Source organism: Brevibacillus brevis (assembly GCF_022026395.1).
Taxonomy (GTDB): Bacteria; Bacillota; Bacilli; order Brevibacillales; family Brevibacillaceae; genus Brevibacillus.
Genome location: NZ_CP041767.1, coordinates 5,470,822 through 5,492,500, shown reverse-complemented (window position 1 = coordinate 5,492,500; position 21,679 = coordinate 5,470,822). Strand labels below are relative to the sequence as shown.

General features: G+C 45.6%; 25 protein-coding genes and 1 tRNA gene (1 of these 26 cut by a window edge). 20 read left to right on the top strand and 6 right to left on the bottom strand.

Annotated features, from left to right (window positions below; all coding sequences use genetic code 11):
• From FO446_RS25935 to FO446_RS25900, 8 genes are all read left to right on the top strand, one after another.
• Nucleotides 1-283: the 3' end of a tetratricopeptide repeat protein gene (locus FO446_RS25935; protein WP_173611010.1), read on the top strand. It extends 1,361 nt beyond the left edge of the window; 283 of the gene's 1,644 nt are visible here — the last part of the coding sequence; its start codon lies off the left edge, out of view; the stop codon is at nucleotides 281-283.
• Between the two features lie 64 nt (nucleotides 284-347).
• Nucleotides 348-1,307, top strand: a complete 960-nt coding sequence (gene trxB, locus FO446_RS25930) for a thioredoxin-disulfide reductase (protein WP_173611011.1) — start codon at nucleotides 348-350, stop codon at nucleotides 1,305-1,307.
• A gap of 235 nt (nucleotides 1,308-1,542) precedes the next feature.
• The gene (gene rapZ, locus FO446_RS25925; RefSeq protein ID WP_173611012.1) at nucleotides 1,543-2,424 is read left to right on the top strand and encodes an RNase adapter RapZ; all 882 of its coding nucleotides are present in this window, start codon (nucleotides 1,543-1,545) and stop codon (nucleotides 2,422-2,424) included.
• 78 nt (nucleotides 2,425-2,502) lie between these two features.
• Complete coding sequence (locus tag FO446_RS25920; protein ID WP_173611013.1) at nucleotides 2,503-3,513, top strand: gluconeogenesis factor YvcK family protein; 1,011 nt, start codon at nucleotides 2,503-2,505, stop codon at nucleotides 3,511-3,513.
• An 8-nt stretch (nucleotides 3,514-3,521) separates the two neighbouring features.
• Nucleotides 3,522-4,469, top strand: coding sequence for a DNA-binding protein WhiA (gene whiA, locus FO446_RS25915; protein ID WP_173611014.1), 948 nt, complete (start codon nucleotides 3,522-3,524; stop codon nucleotides 4,467-4,469).
• 49 nt (nucleotides 4,470-4,518) lie between these two features.
• Nucleotides 4,519-4,776, top strand: coding sequence for an HPr family phosphocarrier protein (locus tag FO446_RS25910; RefSeq protein WP_048034964.1), 258 nt, complete (start codon nucleotides 4,519-4,521; stop codon nucleotides 4,774-4,776).
• A gap of 130 nt (nucleotides 4,777-4,906) precedes the next feature.
• Complete coding sequence (locus FO446_RS25905; RefSeq protein ID WP_173611015.1) at nucleotides 4,907-5,089, top strand: hypothetical protein; 183 nt, start codon at nucleotides 4,907-4,909, stop codon at nucleotides 5,087-5,089.
• 16 nt (nucleotides 5,090-5,105) lie between these two features.
• The gene (locus FO446_RS25900; protein ID WP_088909644.1) at nucleotides 5,106-5,291 is read left to right on the top strand and encodes an H-type small acid-soluble spore protein; all 186 of its coding nucleotides are present in this window, start codon (nucleotides 5,106-5,108) and stop codon (nucleotides 5,289-5,291) included.
• A 114-nt stretch (nucleotides 5,292-5,405) separates the two neighbouring features.
• On the opposite strand, the gene clpP is transcribed toward FO446_RS25900, so the two are convergent.
• Both clpP and FO446_RS25890 read right to left on the bottom strand, forming a co-directional pair.
• Nucleotides 5,406-6,008: an ATP-dependent Clp endopeptidase proteolytic subunit ClpP gene (gene clpP / locus FO446_RS25895; protein WP_007720441.1), complete on the bottom strand. Its 603-nt coding sequence runs from the start codon at nucleotides 6,006-6,008 to the stop codon at nucleotides 5,406-5,408.
• 131 nt (nucleotides 6,009-6,139) lie between these two features.
• Entirely contained in the window at nucleotides 6,140-6,361 is a 222-nt protein-coding gene (locus tag FO446_RS25890; RefSeq protein ID WP_026043328.1) for a hypothetical protein, read from the bottom strand.
• Nucleotides 6,362-6,575: 214 nt separating this feature from the next.
• Between FO446_RS25890 and FO446_RS25885 the strand changes: the two genes are divergently transcribed.
• The gene (locus FO446_RS25885) at nucleotides 6,576-7,043 is read left to right on the top strand and encodes a copper amine oxidase N-terminal domain-containing protein (protein WP_173611016.1); all 468 of its coding nucleotides are present in this window, start codon (nucleotides 6,576-6,578) and stop codon (nucleotides 7,041-7,043) included.
• Between the two features lie 218 nt (nucleotides 7,044-7,261).
• Complete coding sequence (locus tag FO446_RS25880; RefSeq protein WP_232774036.1) at nucleotides 7,262-8,497, top strand: branched-chain amino acid ABC transporter substrate-binding protein; 1,236 nt, start codon at nucleotides 7,262-7,264, stop codon at nucleotides 8,495-8,497.
• A 252-nt stretch (nucleotides 8,498-8,749) separates the two neighbouring features.
• On the opposite strand, the gene FO446_RS25875 is transcribed toward FO446_RS25880, so the two are convergent.
• A complete protein-coding gene (locus FO446_RS25875; protein ID WP_173611018.1) occupies nucleotides 8,750-8,884 on the bottom strand; it encodes a DUF4023 domain-containing protein in 135 nt (44 codons plus the stop codon).
• Nucleotides 8,885-8,919: 35 nt separating this feature from the next.
• Nucleotides 8,920-10,788 (bottom strand): PAS domain-containing sensor histidine kinase, encoded by a 1,869-nt coding sequence (locus FO446_RS25870; protein WP_173611019.1) that lies wholly within the window; start codon nucleotides 10,786-10,788, stop codon nucleotides 8,920-8,922.
• A gap of 194 nt (nucleotides 10,789-10,982) precedes the next feature.
• Between FO446_RS25870 and FO446_RS25865 the strand changes: the two genes are divergently transcribed.
• Nucleotides 10,983-11,141, top strand: a complete 159-nt coding sequence (locus FO446_RS25865; RefSeq protein ID WP_173611020.1) for a hypothetical protein — start codon at nucleotides 10,983-10,985, stop codon at nucleotides 11,139-11,141.
• Between the two features lie 75 nt (nucleotides 11,142-11,216).
• Here the strand turns inward: FO446_RS25865 and FO446_RS25860 are convergent, their stop codons facing one another.
• On the bottom strand, nucleotides 11,217-12,227 hold the full coding sequence (locus FO446_RS25860; protein WP_237899490.1) for an ABC transporter substrate-binding protein: 1,011 nt from the start codon (nucleotides 12,225-12,227) through the stop codon (nucleotides 11,217-11,219).
• Between the two features lie 266 nt (nucleotides 12,228-12,493).
• Between FO446_RS25860 and FO446_RS25855 the strand changes: the two genes are divergently transcribed.
• The 4 genes from FO446_RS25855 to FO446_RS25840 all read left to right on the top strand — a co-directional run bounded on the left by FO446_RS25855 (nucleotide 12,494) and on the right by FO446_RS25840 (nucleotide 15,952).
• Nucleotides 12,494-13,510, top strand: a complete 1,017-nt coding sequence (locus tag FO446_RS25855) for a FecCD family ABC transporter permease (protein ID WP_237899489.1) — start codon at nucleotides 12,494-12,496, stop codon at nucleotides 13,508-13,510.
• The gene (locus FO446_RS25850; protein ID WP_237899488.1) at nucleotides 13,503-14,543 is read left to right on the top strand and encodes a FecCD family ABC transporter permease; all 1,041 of its coding nucleotides are present in this window, start codon (nucleotides 13,503-13,505) and stop codon (nucleotides 14,541-14,543) included. Before FO446_RS25855 ends, FO446_RS25850 begins: the two co-directional genes overlap by 8 nt.
• 392 nt (nucleotides 14,544-14,935) lie before the next feature.
• Entirely contained in the window at nucleotides 14,936-15,427 is a 492-nt protein-coding gene (locus FO446_RS25845; protein WP_173611024.1) for a hypothetical protein, read from the top strand.
• Between the two features lie 42 nt (nucleotides 15,428-15,469).
• A complete protein-coding gene (locus FO446_RS25840) occupies nucleotides 15,470-15,952 on the top strand; it encodes a hypothetical protein (protein WP_173611025.1) in 483 nt (160 codons plus the stop codon).
• A gap of 112 nt (nucleotides 15,953-16,064) precedes the next feature.
• On the opposite strand, the gene FO446_RS25835 is transcribed toward FO446_RS25840, so the two are convergent.
• Nucleotides 16,065-16,139, bottom strand: a tRNA-Arg gene (locus FO446_RS25835).
• 242 nt (nucleotides 16,140-16,381) lie between these two features.
• On the opposite strand from FO446_RS25835, the gene rpoN reads away from it, so the two are divergent.
• The 5 genes from rpoN (at nucleotide 16,382) to gap (ending at nucleotide 21,634) form a co-directional block, all read left to right on the top strand.
• Nucleotides 16,382-17,755: an RNA polymerase factor sigma-54 gene (gene rpoN / locus FO446_RS25830; protein WP_173611026.1), complete on the top strand. Its 1,374-nt coding sequence runs from the start codon at nucleotides 16,382-16,384 to the stop codon at nucleotides 17,753-17,755.
• Entirely contained in the window at nucleotides 17,755-18,033 is a 279-nt protein-coding gene (locus FO446_RS25825) for a glutaredoxin family protein (RefSeq protein WP_237899487.1), read from the top strand. The genes rpoN and FO446_RS25825 overlap by 1 nt, the downstream gene beginning before the upstream one ends.
• Before the next feature lie 168 nt (nucleotides 18,034-18,201).
• On the top strand, nucleotides 18,202-19,227 hold the full coding sequence (locus FO446_RS25820) for a sugar-binding transcriptional regulator (RefSeq protein ID WP_237899486.1): 1,026 nt from the start codon (nucleotides 18,202-18,204) through the stop codon (nucleotides 19,225-19,227).
• Nucleotides 19,228-19,245: 18 nt separating this feature from the next.
• Nucleotides 19,246-20,610 (top strand): Na+/H+ antiporter NhaC family protein, encoded by a 1,365-nt coding sequence (locus FO446_RS25815; RefSeq protein ID WP_221868253.1) that lies wholly within the window; start codon nucleotides 19,246-19,248, stop codon nucleotides 20,608-20,610.
• A gap of 19 nt (nucleotides 20,611-20,629) precedes the next feature.
• Nucleotides 20,630-21,634, top strand: coding sequence for a type I glyceraldehyde-3-phosphate dehydrogenase (gene gap / locus FO446_RS25810; protein WP_106783570.1), 1,005 nt, complete (start codon nucleotides 20,630-20,632; stop codon nucleotides 21,632-21,634).
• Nucleotides 21,635-21,679 lie beyond the last annotated feature (45 nt).

Below are 21,679 nucleotides of genomic sequence, written 5' to 3'. Positions count from 1 at the left end.
GCAAAAGAGCAGTATAGAAGAAGGCATAAGCCATTATTTGCTCGCGCAGGGCAAGCAAGAGGCTGGAGAATGGTGCCTTGATGTATGGCGCAAGCATCATGAACATGCCCAAAGTCAGGTACAAGTGCGAAAAGAAGTAGCGTGGGTCGCAGCATTAGAATATGTATACGGAACGATAACGAACGAAAAACAGTCACAAGCCCTTCTAGCTCAAAAATATGGCATTTCTGCCGCAACCTTGGCAAAGTGCGTCAAAGTTTTGTCGACACTTGATTTTAAATAGATTATTACTTTATAATTAATTTAAATAAGGAAACAGAACTGTGTGAGATGAGGAGGCAACAAGCATGAGCGACCAAAAAATTTATGATGTCATTATAGCCGGAGCTGGCCCTGCTGGAATGACGGCTGCTGTATATACATCCCGTGCGAACATGAGCACATTGATGCTGGAGAGAGGAATTCCAGGCGGTCAAATGGCGAACACGGAAGATATCGAGAACTACCCAGGTTTCACTTCCATTCTTGGCCCTGATCTCTCTACAAAAATGTTTGAGCATGCACAACAATTCGGTGCAGAGTATGCATATGGTGAGATCAAGGAAATCCGCGATGAAGAACCGTACAAACGCGTTATCACGGGTGACAAGGAATACTTGACCAAATCTGTTATTGTGGCAACTGGTGCAGAGCATCGTTTGCTCGGTGTACAAGGCGAAAAAGAATTGTCCGGGCGTGGCGTTTCTTACTGCGCGGTATGCGACGGTGCATTTTTCCGCAATAAAGAGCTGGTGGTTGTTGGTGGGGGAGACTCCGCAGTAGAAGAGGCAGTGTTCCTTACTCGCTTCGCTTCCAAAGTGACAATCGTACACCGTCGTGATCAGTTCCGTGCACAGAAAATCCTGCAAAAACGCGCTTTCGATAACGAAAAAATCGAAGTAATCTGGGATACAGAACTAAAAGAGATCCGTGGCGAAGGCAAAGTACAAGCGGTTCTCTTGCAAAACACCAAAACAGGTGAAGAAAGAGAATATCCAGCAGATGGGGTGTTCATCTATGTAGGTATGGACCCATTGACTGCAAGCGTGCGCCCACTGGGCATCACCAACGACGCAGGCTACGTACTGACAGACGAAAAAATGAACACCAAAGTAAAAGGTGTTTTTGCAGCAGGAGATGTACGCGAAAAAATGCTGCGTCAAGTCGTGACAGCTACTGGAGACGGTTCGATCGCTGCTCAATCTGCTCAGCATTATGTTGAAGAGCTAAATGAAAAGCTGAAGGAACAAAATGTCACAATCTCTTAACCTGCTTGTAACATGGGTGAAATAATTCAAGAGTAATCTATAGACAATGAATTGACCCCCTTATCTATATAAACAATTGTTGCGTGGCTGGCATTCAGTCACGCATCTTTTTTTCTAAATTTGCTTGTACTCCTGTAGAAGACGTCATTGGAAAAACAGGGGAAGCGTTTCAAAAAGGTGCGAATAAGGTCGACAATATGGTATGCTATTGTCAGAATCGTAGGAGGCGAGTTGCGTGACGGAATTGGGAAACGACAAGGCCATGAATCTCCTGATTATTACCGGAATGTCAGGTGCGGGAAAGACAGTTGCTGTACAAAGCTTGGAGGACCTGGGCTTTTTTTGTGTAGACAACCTACCCCCTGTACTGATTCCCAAATTTGCTGAGTTGGTTAAACAGTCTGGTGGGAGTATTGAGCGAGTCGCATTGGTGATTGACTTGCGAGGGCGTGAGTTTTTTGAAAATCTAGCCGTAACCATGGAAAGCCTCAATCAAATGAATGGATTATCTTACCATATCCTTTATCTGGATGCGAACGATCAGACATTGGTTTCTCGCTATAAGGAAACACGCCGTAGACATCCGCTTTCTCCGAACGGTTCGCCTTTGGAAGGAATCCACGCCGAGCGCCGTTTGTTGGAGGAAATGAAGGGCTGGGCGCATCAGATTATCGATACGAGTCAAATGAAGCCAGTTCAGCTTCGAGAAAAAATCATCAACCAATACGGTCAACAAGGATCACCACTTACGATTAATGTATTATCGTTTGGTTTCAAATACGGCGCACCGATAGACGCTGACTTGATGTTCGATGTCCGTTTTTTGCCCAACCCGCATTATGTGGAGGAATTGCGTCCGAAAACAGGATGTGATCCAGACGTGGCAGAGTATGTGATGAAGCACAAGGACACAAAAGAATTCTTAGAAAAGCTTACGGACTTTTTGGGGTACACCCTGCCGCATTACCAGCGGGAAGGAAAAAGTCAACTTGTGATAGGAATCGGATGCACCGGTGGCAAGCATCGCTCGGTCGCCATTGCAGAACATTTGGGAGAAACCTTTGGCAAAGATTTTTCTGTCCGTGTCAGTCATCGAGACATGGAAAAGAACAAATGAGCATAAGATGGCAGGAAAGACTGAAGCGTATATAAAAAGCCACCTGTGGTATATGTATTAGAAATAATGAGGTGACATATGCCTACTAAGGGAGTCGGGAGGCTACAGTCAAGGCCATTACGGGTAGTCGTTATTGGGGGAGGAACGGGTCTGTCCGTCCTTCTACGCGGTTTGAAGCACGAGCCGGTGCATATCACAGCGATTGTTACGGTAGCAGACGATGGGGGAAGCTCTGGACGTTTGCGAGAAGAAATGGATATGCTTCCACCTGGCGACATTCGAAACGTCTTGACTGCTCTGGCCGATACAGAGCCGTTGATGGAAAAAGTCATGCAATATCGTTTTTCCACAGGCACGGGATTAGCAGGGCATAATTTGGGAAATCTATTACTTGCAGCGATGAACGAAATCACTGGAGATTTTGTCACCGCAGTCAAAACATTAAGCGGAGTTTTGGCAGTGCGTGGAGATGTATTGCCAGCTTCCACGCAATCGATTCAGTTGAAAGCGGAAATGACAGATGGATCTCTCGTAATCGGAGAATCCCAAATACCGTTGACTGGCAAAGAAATCAAGCGGGTGTTTCTTGATCCAGAGGACGCTGTTCCTCTGAGCGAAGCCCTGATGGCGATTGCCGACGCGGATGCCATTTTGATTGGGCCTGGCAGCTTGTACACGAGCATCCTTCCCAATTTATTAGTACGCGGGCTATTTGAAGCGATTACACACGCACAAGCCCCGAAAATCTACATTTGTAACGTCATGACACAACCGGGGGAGACAGACGGTTTTTCTGCATCCAAGCACGTGAATGTCATGTATGAACATGTAGATAGACCATTTCTGGATACGATCATTGTCAATTCAGCCGAGCTGCCTGCCCATGTATTGGACAAATACGCGGAAAAAGGAGCAGCTCCCGTCCGATGTGACCTAAAGCGATTGCGCCAACTCGGTCTCCACGTGGTGGCGAAGCCGTTAGTCACATTTGAGGATGGATACCTACGTCATGATGCACATGCTGTCAGCAAGCAGGTTGTGTCACTCGTCAAACGAAGACGGAAGGTGCTGAAGATAGAGAAGGAGTAGTGAAGTCGATGTCATTCGCCGCGCATACCAAAAAAGAACTTACCATGACGGAGGGTGCCGATTGCTGCAGCAAGGCAGAGCTCTCAGCCTTGATTCGAATGAATGGAAGTCTGCAGTTTGGAGCCGGACGACTGGTGCTGGATGTGACGACAGAGAACGCGGCGATTGCCCGACGCATTTACACGTTAATCAAGAGGTTGTTTCAGATACACGCTGAATTGCTGGTTCGCAAAAAAATGCGTTTGAAAAAGAACAACGTCTACATTGTGCGTATTCCGAATAAGGCCAATGAGATCTTGCAAAACTTGGGCATCATGGATCAAAGCCTGTCGTTTATCCCGGGAATCGCTCCTGAGATCGTGAAGAAGTCCTGTTGCCGCGCTGCTTATTTGCGGGGGGCTTTTTTGGCGGGGGGATCTGTGAATCATCCAGAGGCATCCAGCTATCATCTGGAGATTTTCACTTCCTATCAGGATTTTTGCGAAGCGTTGACCAAAATCGCCAATCGATATAAACTAAATGCCAAGTGCATCGAGCGGAAAAAAGGGTATGTTCTCTATATTAAAGAAGGCGAAAAGATTACAGAGTTTTTGAGCTTGATAGGGGCTCATCAGGCGCTTCTGTATTTTGAGGACGTCCGAATCGTAAAGGACATGCGGAACTCCGTAAACCGTTTACACAATTGTGAAATCGCCAACATAAACAAAACGGTGAATGCAGCTACTAGACAAATGGAGAATATCCAGCTCATCGATCAAGAGATGGGATTGGAGAATTTGCCAAAACGTTTGCGAGAGGTCGCGGAGCTTCGAGTGGCTCATCCTGACATCAATTTGAAAGAATTGGGCGAGATGGTGCCAAGCGGAGTAGTAAGCAAATCGGGCATTAACCACCGCTTGCGAAAAATTAACGAAATCGCTGACAAAATACGAGAAAAACAAAATATTTCGATGTAGATGCATGTTATACTAAAGGATAATAGTCTACAAGTAAGGAGGTCCATTCATGGTTCAACAGCAGGTCGTGGTTCAGTTAAAGACCGGTTTGCAAGCCCGTCCAGCAGCCTTTTTCGTACAGGAAGCTAACCGTTTTGCATCGGAAGTATTTGTAGAAAAAGGCAACAAGAAGGTCAATGCGAAAAGCATCATGGGTATCATGAGCCTCGCAATCAGCTCTGGAACGGAAATTACCATTTTGGCAGAAGGGCCGGATGCCTCCCAGGCAGTCACCAGCCTTACGAATCTGGTAAGCAAGGAAGAATAGAGTCACGAGAGACACTTTTCCCGTAAAGGGAGGTGTCTTTTTTTGTTGGTCGTCTTGATGAAAATGTATCAATTCACTTCGGGCAGGGCATTTCTAACCTATGTAGATTGCATGAAGGAGGAAATGAGACATGAGTAACCGTGATAAGTGTTACGAAGGCCGCGATTGTTATGACATGGACATTGATCGAATGGTGAATGAGGGACTGGGGGGCGGAGTTGTTTCCGACCAAAATGGCCTGATTGAAGAAACGACTGTAGACACGATGACAGGTGATACTTCAGCCAAGCAAGCTCTTGACGATGATCAATAGAGGGAGTCAGTCACATATGAATGTAACGAGAGCACAAGCCATCATGAAATCCGACGACCACATCAAGGTAGAGTACGAAGGACAAGCCGTTTGGATCGATGCTGTAGACGAAAAAACGTCAACAGCACGTGTGCATGAGGAAAAAAATCCAGGACATAGCCGAACAGTCTATGTCAGTCAGTTAATGGAAGTATCACAATGATCCATGAAAAAAGCCGAGCAAACCAAGGGGAAGCCTCTTGGGGTTTGCTCGGCATACAAAAAACACTCGGCCTGAAATCCAGGCACGAGTGCTTCTTTTTTTACTACCTATCTCTTATTTTTTCGAAGACGGTTCGGAAGTGATGACCTTGTCAATCAATCCGTACTCTACTGCTTCAGCGGCAGAGAGGAAGTTGTCCCGATCGGTATCCTTTTGGATGCGCTCCAAAGGCTGTCCTGTGCGTTCAGCCAAGATGGTGTTCAGGTGATCACGCATCTTCAAAATACGTTTTGCGGCAATCTCAATGTCGCTCGCTTGTCCTTGTGCACCACCCAATGGTTGGTGGATCATGACTTCACTGTTTGGCAGAGCAAAGCGCTTGCCTTTTGCCCCAGCAGCCAGCAGGAATGCTCCCATGGAAGCAGCCATTCCGATACAAATGGTGGATACATCAGGCTTGATGAAGTGCATAGTATCGTAAATTGCCATACCAGCAGTAATAGAACCGCCTGGGCTGTTTATGTACAAGTGAATGTCTTTCTCCGGATCTTCCGCCTGAAGGAACAACAACTGTGCCACAACGATATTGGCTACGGTGTCGTTGATTGGGGTTCCCAGAAAGATGATGCGGTCTTTGAGCAGGCGGGAATAAATGTCGTAAGCACGTTCCCCGCGGTTCGTCTGTTCAATGACGGTTGGAATTAAATTCATATGCATCTAGTCTTCCTCCTCTCTTTGTAACAATATCATACACAAAAGGTCAATGAAGGTCAAACACATAAGTGCGCTCCCTCACTACCATGTTTGCCAATTTCCCTCTGTCTAAACCTACTCGAAAAAGAAAACATTCATTCCTTGGAATTCTCATCGGCCTCGGTTAAATCGACGGCGAGTTTCAGCGTGGCTTTCATCTTTTTTCCCTTGATGATCGTATATTCATCGACTTGTTTGGCTTGCAGCTGATTGATGGCTTCCGCCAGCTCCTGTTGATCTTTGTATGGTTCAATGGTCAATAAGCATTCTTCGTCACTGGCCTCTTGATAGATGAGAAAAAAACGTTCCCCTGCCATGGCAAGCCTCACTTTCGAAAGTTATCCACAATGTTATGCACAGGTTGTGCACAAAAACATTTGTTCGTGGGATATTTATTTTTTTCCTAGTCTTGTCATGTTTGGCGAGAGAATTACATAGGAAATGTATGGGATAAAAAAGAAGGAAAAAGTTGATTCGTGTCGAACCTTACAAAATTGGAATTCATTTCATGATATTTGAGGGGTGTTTATTATGCTTCGCAAGTTTTCGACAATGATGCTGACAGCGGCTCTTCTAACAGGAAGTGTAGCGGCAACGGCTGCTTTCGCCCAAACTGCTCCTGCTCCTGTACAGCAACAAAAAATCAAAGTTCAGCTAAACGGCAAGGAGTTCCCATTCCCACAAGAAATCGTTACCGAAAATGGTGTTGCGTATGTAAATGCGAGCACATTGGCGATTGCTTTGGGTGGTAGTGCAGCATGGGATAGCACGACCAAATCTCTGTTGGTTGCCAAAGACAACAAGTACGCTCTGCGTATGTACGAAAACCAAAACTTTGCTTATAAAAACGGCAAAGAAACCAGTGTAGCAAATCCGCCACGTCCAGTGACCGGAGCAGTGCTCGTGCCCCTCGTATTCATTGCCCAAGAATTGGGTGCAAAAGTAGAATACGATGCAAAAACGCTCACTTACAAACTGAGCATTCCAATTAATTCCTAATAATCAATGGGATACTTCCCATCAAGATAGCCACTTCTATGCGTAGAAGTGGCTATTTTCCTCAATAATACGCGTATACGCCTCTATTAGCAGACAGCGATAGAGGTTTTTTTGATTGATTCTTCTTTTAATCATTTCTATTGCAAATTTTCTAAAATATCCTACAATAAGATTGTGATTCATAGTTTGCTCATAAATAAAGAGGGGGATGTTTTGCAATGAAAAAACAGAAATCATTGTCGATACTGGCTGCAACATTTGCTCTGAGCACATTGCTCGCGGGCTGCGGCGGAGGTACGGGGACTGGTGGACAAAGCGCGACACCACAGCCAAGCAATAATAGCGGAGGAAGCACGGGCGGTGCAAGTGGCGCTACTGAGAAGCTCGTCGTTGCTGTAGTTGGTCCGATGTCTGGGCAGTACTCCGATTACGGAAGCACAGCAAAAGCTGGTGCTGAATATGCATTGAAAGAAAAGGCAGAGGCATTCAAAGCACTTGGCTTTGACGTTCAATTGTCCGCGCAAGACGACCAAGCTGACCCAAAACAAGGGGTAGCAGTCGCACAAATGTTGATTTCCAATCCTGATGTAGTCGGAGTAGTTGGCCATGCTACAACAGGTGCTTCCATCACAGCAGCAGCGCAATACGAGCAAGAGAAGCTCGTGATGGTATCTCCTTCCGCAACGGGATCAGATTTGACTGAGCAAGGCAAGAAGATCGTACACCGCATTTGTGCGCGTGATGATCAACAAGGCTCCAAGGCTGCTATTTTTGCCAAAAATCAGTTGAATGTAAAAACAGCATTCGTTATGCATGACAAGGCTGCATATGGACAAGGTCTTGCGGAAGAAGTGAAAAAGCAATTTGAAAAAGACGGCGTACAAGTTCTCGGCTATGAAGGGGTAACAGCAGGCGAGAAGGATTATAGTGCGATTATCACCCAAATCCTCGCGAAAAATCCAGAGATGATCTACTTCGGTGGATACTACTCTGATGCAGGAATCATCGTGAAGCAAGCACGTGAAAAAGGATTCAAAGGTGTCTTCATGGGTGGCGATGGCTATGACTCCGCTGACATGGTGAAAATTGCTGGTGCGGAAAATGCCAATAATGTAGTCTTTACTTCTACTGTTGGCGATATTGGTGCTACCGAAGACGGCAAGAAATGGATTACAGACTTCGAGAGCGCGACTGGCAACAAAGTAGGGATCTTCACTTCGTTTGGTTATGACTCCATGGGTGTTATGCTGAACGGTTTGGAAGAAGCGATCAAAGCAAACGGCGGCAAAAAGCCAACTCGTGAACAAGTGCTGGAAGCTGTTCACAAAACCAAAGATTACAAAGGCAAATTCGTTAACGTAACATTCAATGAAAAAGGCGACAACGACTTTGCTTCCGTATACGTGTACAAGTATGAGGACGGCAAGAAAGTATTTATGGGTGAAGCGAAGTAATCTTCATTATGAACAAGCCATTTGGGACATACTACGTTTGGCATGAATACCAGAATGAAAAGGAAGGGATTCTGATGTCAAACAATCGAAATACGAAGAATGGCGGCAATCAAGGACACAGCAGCAAGACGCAGGGCACCCAAAAGCAAAAGTCCGAAAGAGATCGTAACCTGAATAAACAGGATCCACAATAACAATGACAAAAGCCCACCCGTTTTAGCCAAAGGAGCTCAACGGGAGGGCTTTTGCTTGTTAAATACCTTGCTTGCTAGGCAAACGTTTTTCGGGATGACCGTAGCCCTGATGCTGTCTGCTTCGCAGGTTTTTCGCCTGGGATTCGCGAATTTTGGCCACGAACTCACCCGTGCTCATTTTGGAGAAATCCATAGGGCACCTCCACTGATGATGAGATGTACACCCTTCTAGGATGACCCAATTTGGCCCTGTACAATCGGCAGTGTTATTTCTACCACTGTACCTTCGTGCTCCCTGCTTTTAATTTCCAAGCTGCCATTGTGGTCTTTCATGATTTTGCTGCTGATCATGAGGCCGAGGCCAGTTCCGTTTTCTTTTGTCGTGAAAAAGGGGGCGCCCAGCTTGTGAATCATTTCTTCAGAGATTCCACAGCCAGTATCTGTGAGTGTAATGAGTACTTGATGATTGTCTTTTAAGGCGGTGGCAATATGAATCTCACCATGTCCGTCAATCGCTTCGATGGCATTTTTAATGATGTTGATAAAGACCTGTTTGAGCTGGTTTTCTTCTCCCGCAATGATCGGATGGTAAGCAAATGCGGTACGGAAATCGATGTTTTTCAAATTGGCTTCCGACCTCAAAAGTACCAACACGTTTTCCAGCAATGGGATGAGCGGAAGAGGCTTGATTTGAATGCTATGTGGCTTTGCCAAGACTAGCAATTCACTCACAATAAAATTGATCCGGTCCAGTTCAGAGAGCATGATATCGGCGTATTGCTGGTTATCTTTCATGCTCGGATAAAGAAATTGGATAAAGCCCTTCAAAGATGTGAGCGGATTGCGAATCTCATGGGCGATTCCAGCAGCTAGCTCGCCAATCACAGACAGCTTCTCAGCCTTTCGTAATAGTTCCTCGTTATGCCGCCGTTCTGTAATATCCCGCGATACGATGATAAAGCCATCACAATCTCCCGTTTTCGTCAGGATGGGGGCACCCTTTGATTCGAGAACGATCCATTTGTTATTTTTCGTCTGGAAACGGAATTCGCATATCTTTGGTTCTTTGGTCGCCAGCAAATGATGAAAGTGGTCAATAACAGTTTTGCGATCTTCTGGATGAATCTCGGCAAAGGTAAGCTGACGGCAATGTTCACTCGTTTCGATTACGCGTGAATGCGAAGGGGAGAGATAGAGGATATCCCCGTTTTTGTCCGTAATCAGAATCAGATCATCTGTGTATTCTGAGATGATTTTGTTCGTATTCTCGCTTTTAAACAAGGCGGCCTCTGAGTATTTGCGTTCTGTGATATTTCGCGAGACTAACATGATGTTTTGAACGTCTCCTACCGCGCTTAAAATGGGGATACCGCGTGTTTCAAAGGAGACTTCGTTTCCATTCCTATCCATAGAGCGTGTCTCGAAATGAACGGGTTGCTTCGTTGCCATGATCTCTTGAAATTTGTTCCGGAACATAGGGATATCCTCTGGATGTGTGAGCTGCAGATTGTTAGGGGAAGTAACCTCGGCTGGAACAAATCCCAATTGCTCGATAGATGGAGATGCATAGATGCGTCGCATGGATAAATCATAAATCGTCACGATATCCTGAGTATGATCGATGAGAAGACGATATTTGGCTTCAGTTTGACGCAAGGCCTCTTCAATTTTTTTGCGGTCAGAAATGTCACGAGTAATGCAGGAAGCACCAATAATTTTTCCCGTTTCGTCTTTGATTGGAGCAGCCGACAGAATGACATCCATCTTCGTGCCATCTTTTCGCTGCCTGATGGTTTCATAATTCGTTAGTAAGACACCCATGCTCCTGACTGCATCAAATAACTGTTTGGTCTCGCTCTTGTACTCTTCTGGAATAAAGCAGAGCGGTGAAGCGTAAATCTCCTCCATGGACCAACCGTAGTATTGCTCAAAAGCATGATTCACCAAGACGATATTGTTATCGAGATCACTAATGGAGATGGCATCCGTCGTAAAGTGGAAAAATGCTTTTAATATTTGATCGGGAAACAAAACTTGCGTGATTTCCTTTTTTGAACGTTTCTTTTTCCATAAGAAAGGGGTATTAAGCTTGTTCATCAGATTTCCCCCGCATAATCTATCTAGTATTTGAATGAGATAGTATTGTCGTAACTATTCGAGATATAGGAGCCATTTTCCTATCAAAATTTGGAATAGTTTGTTATTCTATAATGAATTGGTCATGCATGAAGGTTCTGACTCGCATGGAAATCAGCTATAATGAGAGTTAGAAAAAAGTCGGGGGTGTATGCATGACAACGGGTTTTATCGTTGCGTTGGTGCTCATTTTTATCGTCGTCATCGGTGCGACGATTTTGGTTACAAACAAAGCTTATTCGCGTAAACCTGAACAAATAGATCCGATCCTGCCCAGTAAGGATACTGCTGGAAATAAGGAACTCGATCAATAATGCCAGCAGGCAAAAGAAAAGGAGTGGTTATCTCAACCACTCCTGCTTTTTTGACGGTATCGGAAAGTAAATAGCCTACAGTTTGGAGAAGCGTTCTACGATGTCATCAACAAGCAGTTCAGCAGAAAGGATGCCGCCGCCTACGTTCCAGATCACTTCGTCAACTTGGAATGCCTTATTGTTTTTCGCGACATTCAGTTTTTGATAGAGCGGATCTTTCATCCATTCCTCTGTGTATTTATTGGCAGATCCATCACCGGAATGATCGCCGATCCAGTAAAACATGACGTCGCCATCCATTTCAGCCATGAGTTCTTTTGGAATGTCTTTTTTGAACTCATCGATGTCTTGGGAGGCTGGTCGAGCAAAACCGAGCTGGCTCAGAACAACGCCAGAGAAAGTGTCTTTCAAGTAGAGACGAGTTTTACCAGCTACGAAACGAACGACAGAGACTTTCATCTTCGTCTTGTCACCCAGTTTTCCTTTTGCATCCTCAATCTTCTTATCAAAATCAGCCATCAGCTTGTCGCCTTCAGCTTTTTTATTCAACGCTTCGGAGTAAAGGGCAAAGTTGATTTTCCATCTGCCTACGAGATCCTCGGAGAAGACGGTTGGAGCAATCGCGGAAAGCTGAGTGTATACTTTTTCTTGCCCTTGGCGTCCTTTTGTTCCCAGAATCAGATCTGGCTTCAGGCTGGCGATTAGCTCAACGTTTGGTTGGTTCTCATCACCCAATTCAACTGCATCCTTCATTTTTTCTTTAATATGTGGATGCCATGGGTCACCAGATTTGCCAAGGCCACTCATGACAGCCCCAACTGGCGTAATCCCTAACGCGAGAACAGCCTCTGTGCTTTCACTGGTGAGAGTGATGACACGTTGAGGAGTCCCTTTTATTTTTGTTGACCCCATAAAGTGTTTTACTTCTCTCTCTTCAGACGCTGCCGGTGCTGATGTATTTGTTGACGCGGCTGGTGTAGAAGAAGATGAGTCGGATGAAGGCGTTGCCTGTCCTCCGCAACCTGTTACGAGCATGACAGCGGAAAGCATAGCCCCGAGCATCAAACGCAGGGAAGTTTTGCGCATGATGGAAAATCCCCCTTTTAACTGATAATGATTATCATTTTTCTTCACTACTGTATATGCATATATGACAATGTGTCAATATATTTTTTGGAATCAGAGGAAAAGTATAGATATTTATGTGCTAAATTTTCCAGTAGCGATAATAAAAATCAATATCATTGACTAGCCCTATCCTCAAGCTTAGACTGATTAGTGGGAGAAACTTACATACATAGGTGGCGAATAAACAGAATAGGTAGAATGCATACGGAAAGAAGGGACCAGGCGTGAATGTGATTTTGTCCAGCCGACTGCAAAAGACTATTGTACTCATAGCAGGACTCGTCGTCCTGGCAGTCGTGATGGTAGCTAGTATCCTTTTCGGAATTAATCGGTTTTCGCTCACTACTGCAGTAGAGGCATATACTCAATTTTCAGGTTCGGAGGAACACTTGATTATTACGACTTCCCGAATGCCGCGTACACTGACAGCGGTAGCGGTGGGGAGCAGCCTCGCTGTGGCAGGTGTTTTGTTGCAGGCGTTGACTCGCAACCCTTTGGCTTCACCATCTCTTATCGGTGTGAACGCTGGAGCTGCAGCAGCCATAGTGACGACGATTGCTGTATTTGGCTCGCAATTTCCCGTGTCGCAGATGATGTGGGCGGGCTTTATCGGAGCGGGGGGGACGGCTCTGCTCGTATACGGGTTGGCTTCCGCTGGGCGGGGAGGCATGACTCCGATTAAGCTGACACTTTCGGGTGCAGCGGTTGCCGCTTTTGCTTCGTCTGTGACTTCTCTGTTTATGCTGCTGCAAGAAAAGACGATGACAGAGGCCTTTTACTGGTTAGTTGGTTCTGTGGAGGGAAGACAGCTTGATCATTTTTTTATGATCATTCCTTATTTGCTCGTAGGCTGGTTAGGCGCTATGCTACTGACCGGCTCGTTAAACTTGATGGTACTCGGTGACGATGTAGCGACTGGATTGGGCCAAAAGATTATCTTGGTAAAAGCTACAGCAATATTGATCGTGGTGTTTTTGGCAGGTGGGAGTGTCGCGCTCGCCGGACCGATTGCATTTGTAGGCATCATCATACCGCATCTTTGTCGTTTTTTAGTCGGCCTTGATCATCGCTGGTTGATTCCCTATTCGATTGTCTTCGGCGGAGCTTTTCTGGTTTGCGCTGATTTGCTTTCACGCCTTGTATTGATGCCTATGCGTTTGGAAGTACCGGTAGGCGTAGCAACCGCCATGATCGGAGTGGCTTTTATCATCCCGCTGGTCAGGAGGAGAGCGTATGCATAGATATGTAGTCATACGGACCAAAAAGCCAGCGCTTTCTTTTCATGTAGATAAGCGGGCGTTGGGAATTAATTTCATTCTATTTGTCCTGTTATCTGCTGTGATTGTATTGAGTATTGGCTTAGGAAGCTTGCATATTCCGGTGTGGGATGTCATCAAAGCTTTTATGGGAGCGGGCAGTGAACAGAATGAATTGATCGTGCTCGATTGGCGATTGCCTCGCGTTGTCGTTTCAGTCATGGTGGGGGCTTCCCTGGCAGTATCGGGGGCCATCTTGCAGTCCTTGGTGCGAAATCCGTTAGCTTCGCCTGATTTAATCGGGACTACAGCGGGAGCGACGGCAGCAGCGGTAGCATTTATCACCTTCGCAAAAGATGTGAGTGTACAATGGATGCCATTGGTGGCCTTGATCGGTGGATTGTTAACCGCGACGCTTACGTATCTCACTGCGTGGAAGGAGGGAGTCTCCCCTTTTCGTCTCGCACTTGTGGGGGTATGTATCTCAGCAGGCATGGGGGCATTAACAATTTTTTTCATGGTGATTACCCAAACCCATAAAGCCTCAAATGCACTCGGGTGGATGACAGGAACCGTGTATGGCATGTCTTGGGTAAATGTGATAACGTTGCTTCCGTGGACCGTATTGTTTCTCGGCGCTACGATTTTCCAAATCCGTTATTTGAATGCCCAAGAGCTCGGTGATGATATCGCCAAAGGCATTGGTGTAGCGATTGATAAGAAGCGTTTGCTCTTGATTGCGATCAGTGTGGCATTGGCAGGTGCTGCGGTCGGTGTGGCAGGAGGAATCAGTTTTATTGGGTTGATGGCCCCACACATAGCTCGTAGGCTAGTAGGCTCTGCATATGGCTATTTGCTGACGGCTTCCGCTGTTTTGGGCGGGATGCTCGTCGTCTTGGCTGATTTAATTGGGAGAACGGTATTTTTACCGCATGATTTGCCAGCAGGGATTTTTACCGCAGCGATTGGAGCTCCGTTTTTTGTTTATCTTTTGTATAAAACGAGGAATCATCAGTAGGGAATCGAAGAGTGATTATCAAGAGTTTAGTGAGAACCCTGAAGGAGAGGAATGCTTCAGGGGTTTTTTGTGTTCACTATCTGTCAATTTATTACAAAATATTACAAGATTCGAATTTACAATACGCTTTAAATATGGTAATGATTAGTATAGATTACATTTATGATAACTGATGGGATTAATCGCTAATGGATGTTTTGCTCATGGGAACCCCTAGTATACGGAGAAAAGCAAAGAGCGATAATATCAGTCATCATTCGATAAATATAGACTTCATTCTAGCGAAGTCATCAAATAATTACAAAAAATTACAAAACTTATATTTACAATTTTTAGATAAAATGGTAAAACATAATAGTACCTACTATCACAGCTTTTGGAGGGATTTATTCGTGAAAAAAGTCGTAGCAAGTCTATTGAGCCTGTCACTCGTATTATCTGCCTCTGTATCTGTACTGGCTGCAGAGCCTGTAAAAATCTCGAAATCATCTCAAAAAGCTGCGGCGGCAAATGATCCTTATGAGCCAAATGACGATCCTGCATTTGCTTCTTATATAAACTCGAATACTTCATATTCGGCAGAGATTGGTCATGTTGAAGATAAGGATATTTTTAAATTTTATGCAAAACCAGGCGAACTGAAATTTTTACTTAACAGCTTAACTGTGGAAAAAGGACAATTTTGGGTTATTCTACACAAAATTGATGAGCCTGGTTCAGGAACACAGGACTTTTTCGCTGTAAACGGAAATGTTAACTTTACGACTAATATCACTAAAGAAGGAACATATGCGATTTACATATTTGACAAGCGTGTTATGGTAGAAAACCCAAAACCAATTAAACCAGTCCCTTATGCGTTTAAAGCCATTTTTAATCAATAAGATCACTGACTATTTCTACTAGTATATCTGGAGGTATTATTCATGAAAAAAGTCGTAGTTAGTTTGTTGACACTCGCAGTAGCTTTATCCGCATCTGCTTCCGCATTTGCAGCAGAACCAGCTAAAAATATGAAGTCTTCCCAAAAAGCTGCTGCTTCGGTGACCGATCCATACGAACCAAATGATAGTGTTTCATTCGCTCCATATATTAATTCGAATGTTTCATACACAGCTGCGATTAATCATAATAAAGATGTTGATTATTTCAATTTTTATGCAAAACCAGGAACGTTTGATTTTGCATTCAGCAGACAGTCAACAAGTTCTGAATCGATTACTATCTGGGTGAGGAAGTCAACAGGAGAGACAGTGCATAGAGTTGTTATTAAAGGTAATACGTCATTTTCAGTGAACATCCCTGAAGAGGGTCAGTACTACATTCAACTGATGGCTCCAAATGCAATGTTTGAAACTAACCCAATAGCACCAATCCCTTATTCTTTCAAAGCGATCTTTAACCAGTAAATGTAGCACAAGAAAAACAGTCCTTATTTGGGCTGTTTTTTTGTTCCCATGAGGGTTTAACATAAAAAAGCAACCTCTTGAAATTCAAGAGATCGCTTTTGGTTTGAAAGTATGGTACGCCTGAAGGGAATCGAACCCCCGCACATGGTTCCGGAGACCATTGCTCTATCCACTGAGCTACAGGCGTATATTGTGACGACAACTTTTATTATAAAACATCGAGAATCTCAATGCAAACGAAAAAAAGTAGTTCAGCAGAAAAAACTAGCGATATGGTAAGCGAGAGTGAAAAAGTCCAACGGTGAAGATCTTTCGACATTATTTGTGTTCTGTTTCATCAATTTGGCAGGAAAATTGCATGAGAGAACGAATATAATGAAAATAAAGAGTCATCGAGCAGCATGAGCATGTGCGAAGGAGGCGAGCTTCATGAACATGGGATTGGGGTTATTTCAAGAACAAACACTGAAATTAGTGATGACGCCGGAATTACGCCAAGCGATTACCATATTGCAGTATTCAGCTATTGATCTCATCTCCTATTTGCAGGATCAGGCCAATGAAAATCCTGTTTTCGACCTTGAAGTGGCTGGAGAAGTCGCTTCTGCAAAAGCAGAGAAACCAGCTCCTGAGATTGACTGGAAAGAAATTGTAGGCAATCGCGCGACAGGTGAGTACGGTTCGTCGAAAAATGAAAGCACTTACAATCCGCTGGATTACGTCCAGCAAGGTGCGGAGACGCTGTACGAACATTTGGAGCGTCAACTCGGCTATGTAAAAGGATTCTCGTCGCTGCAAAAACAGATTGCTCTCTTTTTGATCGGGAATCTGGATGAGAAGGGGTATTTGGAAATTACACTGGAGGAAGCGAGTGCGCGCCTGGGTGCTGAAATGTTGGAGATTGAGGACGTGTTGTCCGTTTTGCAGCATTTTGATCCAGTAGGCGTAGCTTCACGCAGCCTGGAAGAATGTCTCTTGCTGCAACTGGAGCATTTGGCACTCGATGATGAAAAGATCGTGCAGGTCGTTCGTAATCATCTGCAAGATTTGGCGGACAATCGCTATCAGCGGATTGCAGACAAAATCGGATGTACACCTCAAGAGGTACAGGCGATGGCAGACCTGATCCGTACGCTGAATCCGCGTCCAGGGGCGGCCTTTTCTTCAGTAGAGACAAGATATGTCATTCCAGATGTGACGGTAGAGAAGGTCGGGAATGATTATGTAGTATTGGTCAATGATGTCGCAGCACCGCGGCTGAAAATCAACAGCTTCTATGAAAAAATGCTGAGCCAGCAAAAAAGTCAGGATGAAGCCAAGCAGTTCATTCACGATAAGCTGAATGCCGCCATGTGGCTAGCAAAAAGTCTGGAGCAGCGCCGCCTGACGCTCATGCGTGTAACACAGGCCATCCTCGATATGCAACGGGAGTTTTTTGATCGGGGGATACATTATTTAAAGCCCATGACACAAAAGGAAATTGCAGAGCGGGTCGGCCTGCACGAATCGACGATCAGTCGGGCAACCAGCAATAAATACGTTCAGACACCGCGCGGAATCTTTGAGCTGAAGTATTTCTTTACGTCAGCACTCTCTACTTCCAGCGGGGAAGCGACCTCTTCTGAGAGTGTTAAGCGCAGAATCAAAGCACTGATCGAGCAAGAAGATCGGAAGTCTCCGTTATCAGATCAAAAGCTGGGTGAGATGCTGCTTACAGAGGGGATTGAAATCTCCCGCCGCACGGTTGCCAAGTACCGGGAGGAAATGCTGATCCCATCGTCGGCCAAACGAAAGAGGTTTTAATGAGAATGAATGAAAAAACGTTTGAAATTGTCTTGTATGGACGAAATAAATGTCATTTGTGCGACGAGGTGGAGCTCTACATCCGCAGTCTGGAGGAGGAGTTCCCCCTTCGGATGCGCGTGGTTGATATTGAAAGTGATCCGGTCTTGCATGAAGAAATGATGTTCGTCATACCAGTAGTCGAGATAGATGGAGAGATCGTATTTCGTTCTATTACACATGTAGTGACTCTCGAGGAACTGCGAAACGAATTACAGAGACGTGCCGCTCGGTCATGAGTGGCACTTTTTTATAGGGGCTTTGGGGAACTTGCAAGATATGGTTAAATATGATACATTCAAGTTGTAGAAAGTGATCTTTTTTTTGTATCAATCGGGACATAAAGTGTATATACAGGGACATAAAGCGTCCCGATTAAACAACTTTTAACCAAGGAAGAAGGTAAAATGCGACGTTTACTGGAACTGCAACAAAAATTGTTGCCTGACTTGATTCAGGTTTTGCGTCAGCGGTACATGTTGCTCCGATCCATCTATCATTTGCAGCCGATTGGCAGAAGAGGTCTAGCTCAAGCCATGGATACCACTGAACGTATTTTGCGGGCAGAAGTGGAACTGCTAAAAGAAACGGGGCTCCTGCATGTAACGGCTGCGGGAATGAGCCTGAGTGAAGAAGGACAACAAGTCTTGGACGACATGGAACCTCTCGTCGGAGAGCTATTCGGCCTTACTGACTTGGCAGAGCGCCTGCAAAAAAAGCTGGGCATAGCAGAAGTCATTGTGGTGCAGGGCAATGCAGACCTATCGCCTTGGGTAAAGGAAGAGCTTGGACGGGTAGGGGCAAGGGTCCTCAAACAGGTCGTGCAAGAAGGAGACATTGTAGCGGTAACAGGTGGTTCATCGATCGCCAGTGTAGCAAGTCATTTGACGCCTTCTGCTTCGTTCAAAAACGTTCAGTTTGTCCCTGCTCGCGGTGGACTGGGAGAACGCGTAGAGCTGCAAGCGAATACGCTCGCTTCCGCCATGGCAGCGAAAACAGGTGCTTCTTATCGGCTTCTTCACGTACCGGATCGACTTCATCCAGAAGCCTTGCAGACATTGGTCAAAGAGCCGCAGGTACAAGATGTGCTATCGCTCTTGGGAGAGACTCGAATCGTTTTGCATGGAATCGGGGATGCCGTCACGATGGCGAAAAGGCGGAATTATTCGGAGGAAGAGCTCGCAGAATTAGTGGAGACAGGGGCTGTTTCAGAAGCATTCGGCTACTACTTTAATGAAGCGGGAGAAACGGTCCACAGAATGCCGACAATTGGTTTACAGCTAGAGGAAGTGCACAAGGCAGAAACTGTGCTCTCCATTGCGGGGGGCGAAAGCAAGGCAAAAGCGATTCTTTCCTTTGCCAAGCAATCGTGTCAGAATGTACTCATTACGGACGAAGGAGCAGCTTACACGCTGTTGTCCGCACGATTGTAACGGAAGGAAGTCGGTCGCATGTCTATCACATCGGTAACACCCATCTTGGCAATGATCGCTGGAATCATTTTGAGCCTATCGCTCGGTTTTCCGATCGCATGGGGGATTGTTTTTGCGATCTTGGTCACACTGGTTAGTGTAAAAAGATTGGGTTATCCGTGGAAGCAGCAGTTCATGTTTGGCTGGGAAGGTGTCCAAAAGGCAAAGCCCGTCCTTACGATTCTGTTTTTAGTAGGACTCTTGATTCCGCTACTAATGATGGGAGGAACCATTCCCGCCATCATTTACTACGGATTATCGATTGTGAATGTCGAGTATTTGTTCGTTCTTTCTTTTCTGTTGACCGCAGGCGTCAGTTATTTATTGGGTACATCAATCGGTACGCTGAGTACGATTGGGCTATCCCTGATGGGGATTGCACACGCAGCGGGGATATCACCTGCGATCGTAGGAGGTGCGCTCATCTCTGGAGCGATGGTGGGGGAGCGTTTCTCGCCGATATCCAGCAGTCGATTACTGGTGCTTTCCAATGTCGGTTTGACAGAAGAGCAGGAAAGAAGATTACGGCGTCCTGCTTTGCTTACGGTAGCGATTTGCGCGTTACTTTTCCTGATCCTTGATCTATTTCGACCTCAGGCGAACTCGACGGATACCATTCAAATGTACCAAGAGCTGTTGGTCAGTCATTTTTCTGTACATTGGCTGCTCATGCTGCCTCTCGTGGTGTTAATTGCTTCTTTTGCACTGAGAGTAAAAGCGGTGAAGGCATTGTTTTTCGGTATCGGAGCCAGTGCGATTCTAGTCGGGATCAATGGGAATTTGGATGTGAAGACGTTTTTTACATCGATGCTAGTTGGATTTGAGCTTCATTCAGGAACGCCGCTGGATCAACTGGTCCATGGGGGCGGGATGTTCGCCATCTTCAGTGTCCTGGCGTTAATCATTCTCGCAGGCTTTTTAAACGGCATTTTGAACAGAGCCAATTTATTAACCCCCATCGTAGACAAAATGATGGGCCATACAAAAAATAAGACGGTATTGGTAGCGAAAGCAGCGGCATTGTCGTTGTTGGTGGTTATCATCAGCTGTAATCAAACCATTCCGATTCTGGTTCTCGGTTCGACTCTTCTCGGACGGTTCTCCCAATGGGAGGGAGGGCGCGAGCTGTTGGGCAAGACAATGCTTGACTCCACAGTTGTCATGCCTGTACTGATTCCGTGGAACGGTCTATCGATGATGATGGCACTCACGTTAAGTGTTTCGACAATCCAGACGTTGCCCTTTGTGTTTTTTCCAATCTTATTACCGATTGTTACGATATTATCGACCCGCTGGTTTTCGCCAGAGGGCAGGTTTCTCGCAATGAAGAATAAAGCTAGCTAATGAGCAGGAGGTATACATTATGGTAAAAGTAGGTATTAACGGATTTGGTCGTATTGGTCGCAACGTATTTCGTGCAGCACTGAACAATCCGAATGTAGAAATCGTGGCGGTCAATGACCTGACAGATGCACACACACTGGCACACCTTTTGAAATATGACTCTGTTCATGGTGTTCTAAACGTGAGCGTTGAAGCTTCCGAAAACACGCTCATCGTTGACGGCAAAGAAATCAAGGTATTGGCAGAGCGCGATCCAGCTCAACTGAAGTGGGCAGATTACGGTGTTGAAATCGTAGTGGAATCGACTGGACGCTTTACAAAGCGCGAAGATGCAGCGAAGCACCTGGAAGGTGGCGCGAAAAAAGTCATCATCTCCGCTCCAGCAACAAATGAAGACATTACAGTCGTAATCGGTGTAAACGAAGACAAGTACGATCCGGCACAACACACAGTGATCTCCAACGCGTCCTGCACAACAAACTGCTTGGCGCCATTCGCAAAAGTTCTGAACGACAAATTCGGCATCGTACGCGGTTTGATGACAACCGTTCACTCTTACACCAACGACCAACAAATTCTCGACCTGCCGCACAAAGATTTGCGCCGTGCCCGTGCAGCTGCGGAGAACATCATTCCAACCTCTACAGGAGCGGCAAAAGCGGTAGCGCTCGTACTGCCTGAGCTGAAAGGCAAGCTGAACGGTTTCGCGATGCGCGTACCAACTCCAAACGTATCCGTAGTGGACCTGGTAGTTGAGTTGAAGGCAGACGCAACTGTTGAAGAAATCAACAACGCCCTGAAAGAAGCGGCAGAAGGCCCACTCAAAGGCATTCTCGGCTACTCCGAAGAGCCGCTCGTATCCTCTGATTACAATGGAAACCCTGCATCCTCCACAATCGATGCTTTGTCTACAATGGTACTCGAAGGAAACATGGTGAAAGTCGTTTCCTGGTACGATAACGAGTGGGGTTACTCCAATCGTGTCGTAGACTTGTGTCATTATGTTGCACAGCGCGGCTTCTAACACGTAAAATAGAACTGTTGTGGAAAAAAGGGAGAGCAATCTCCC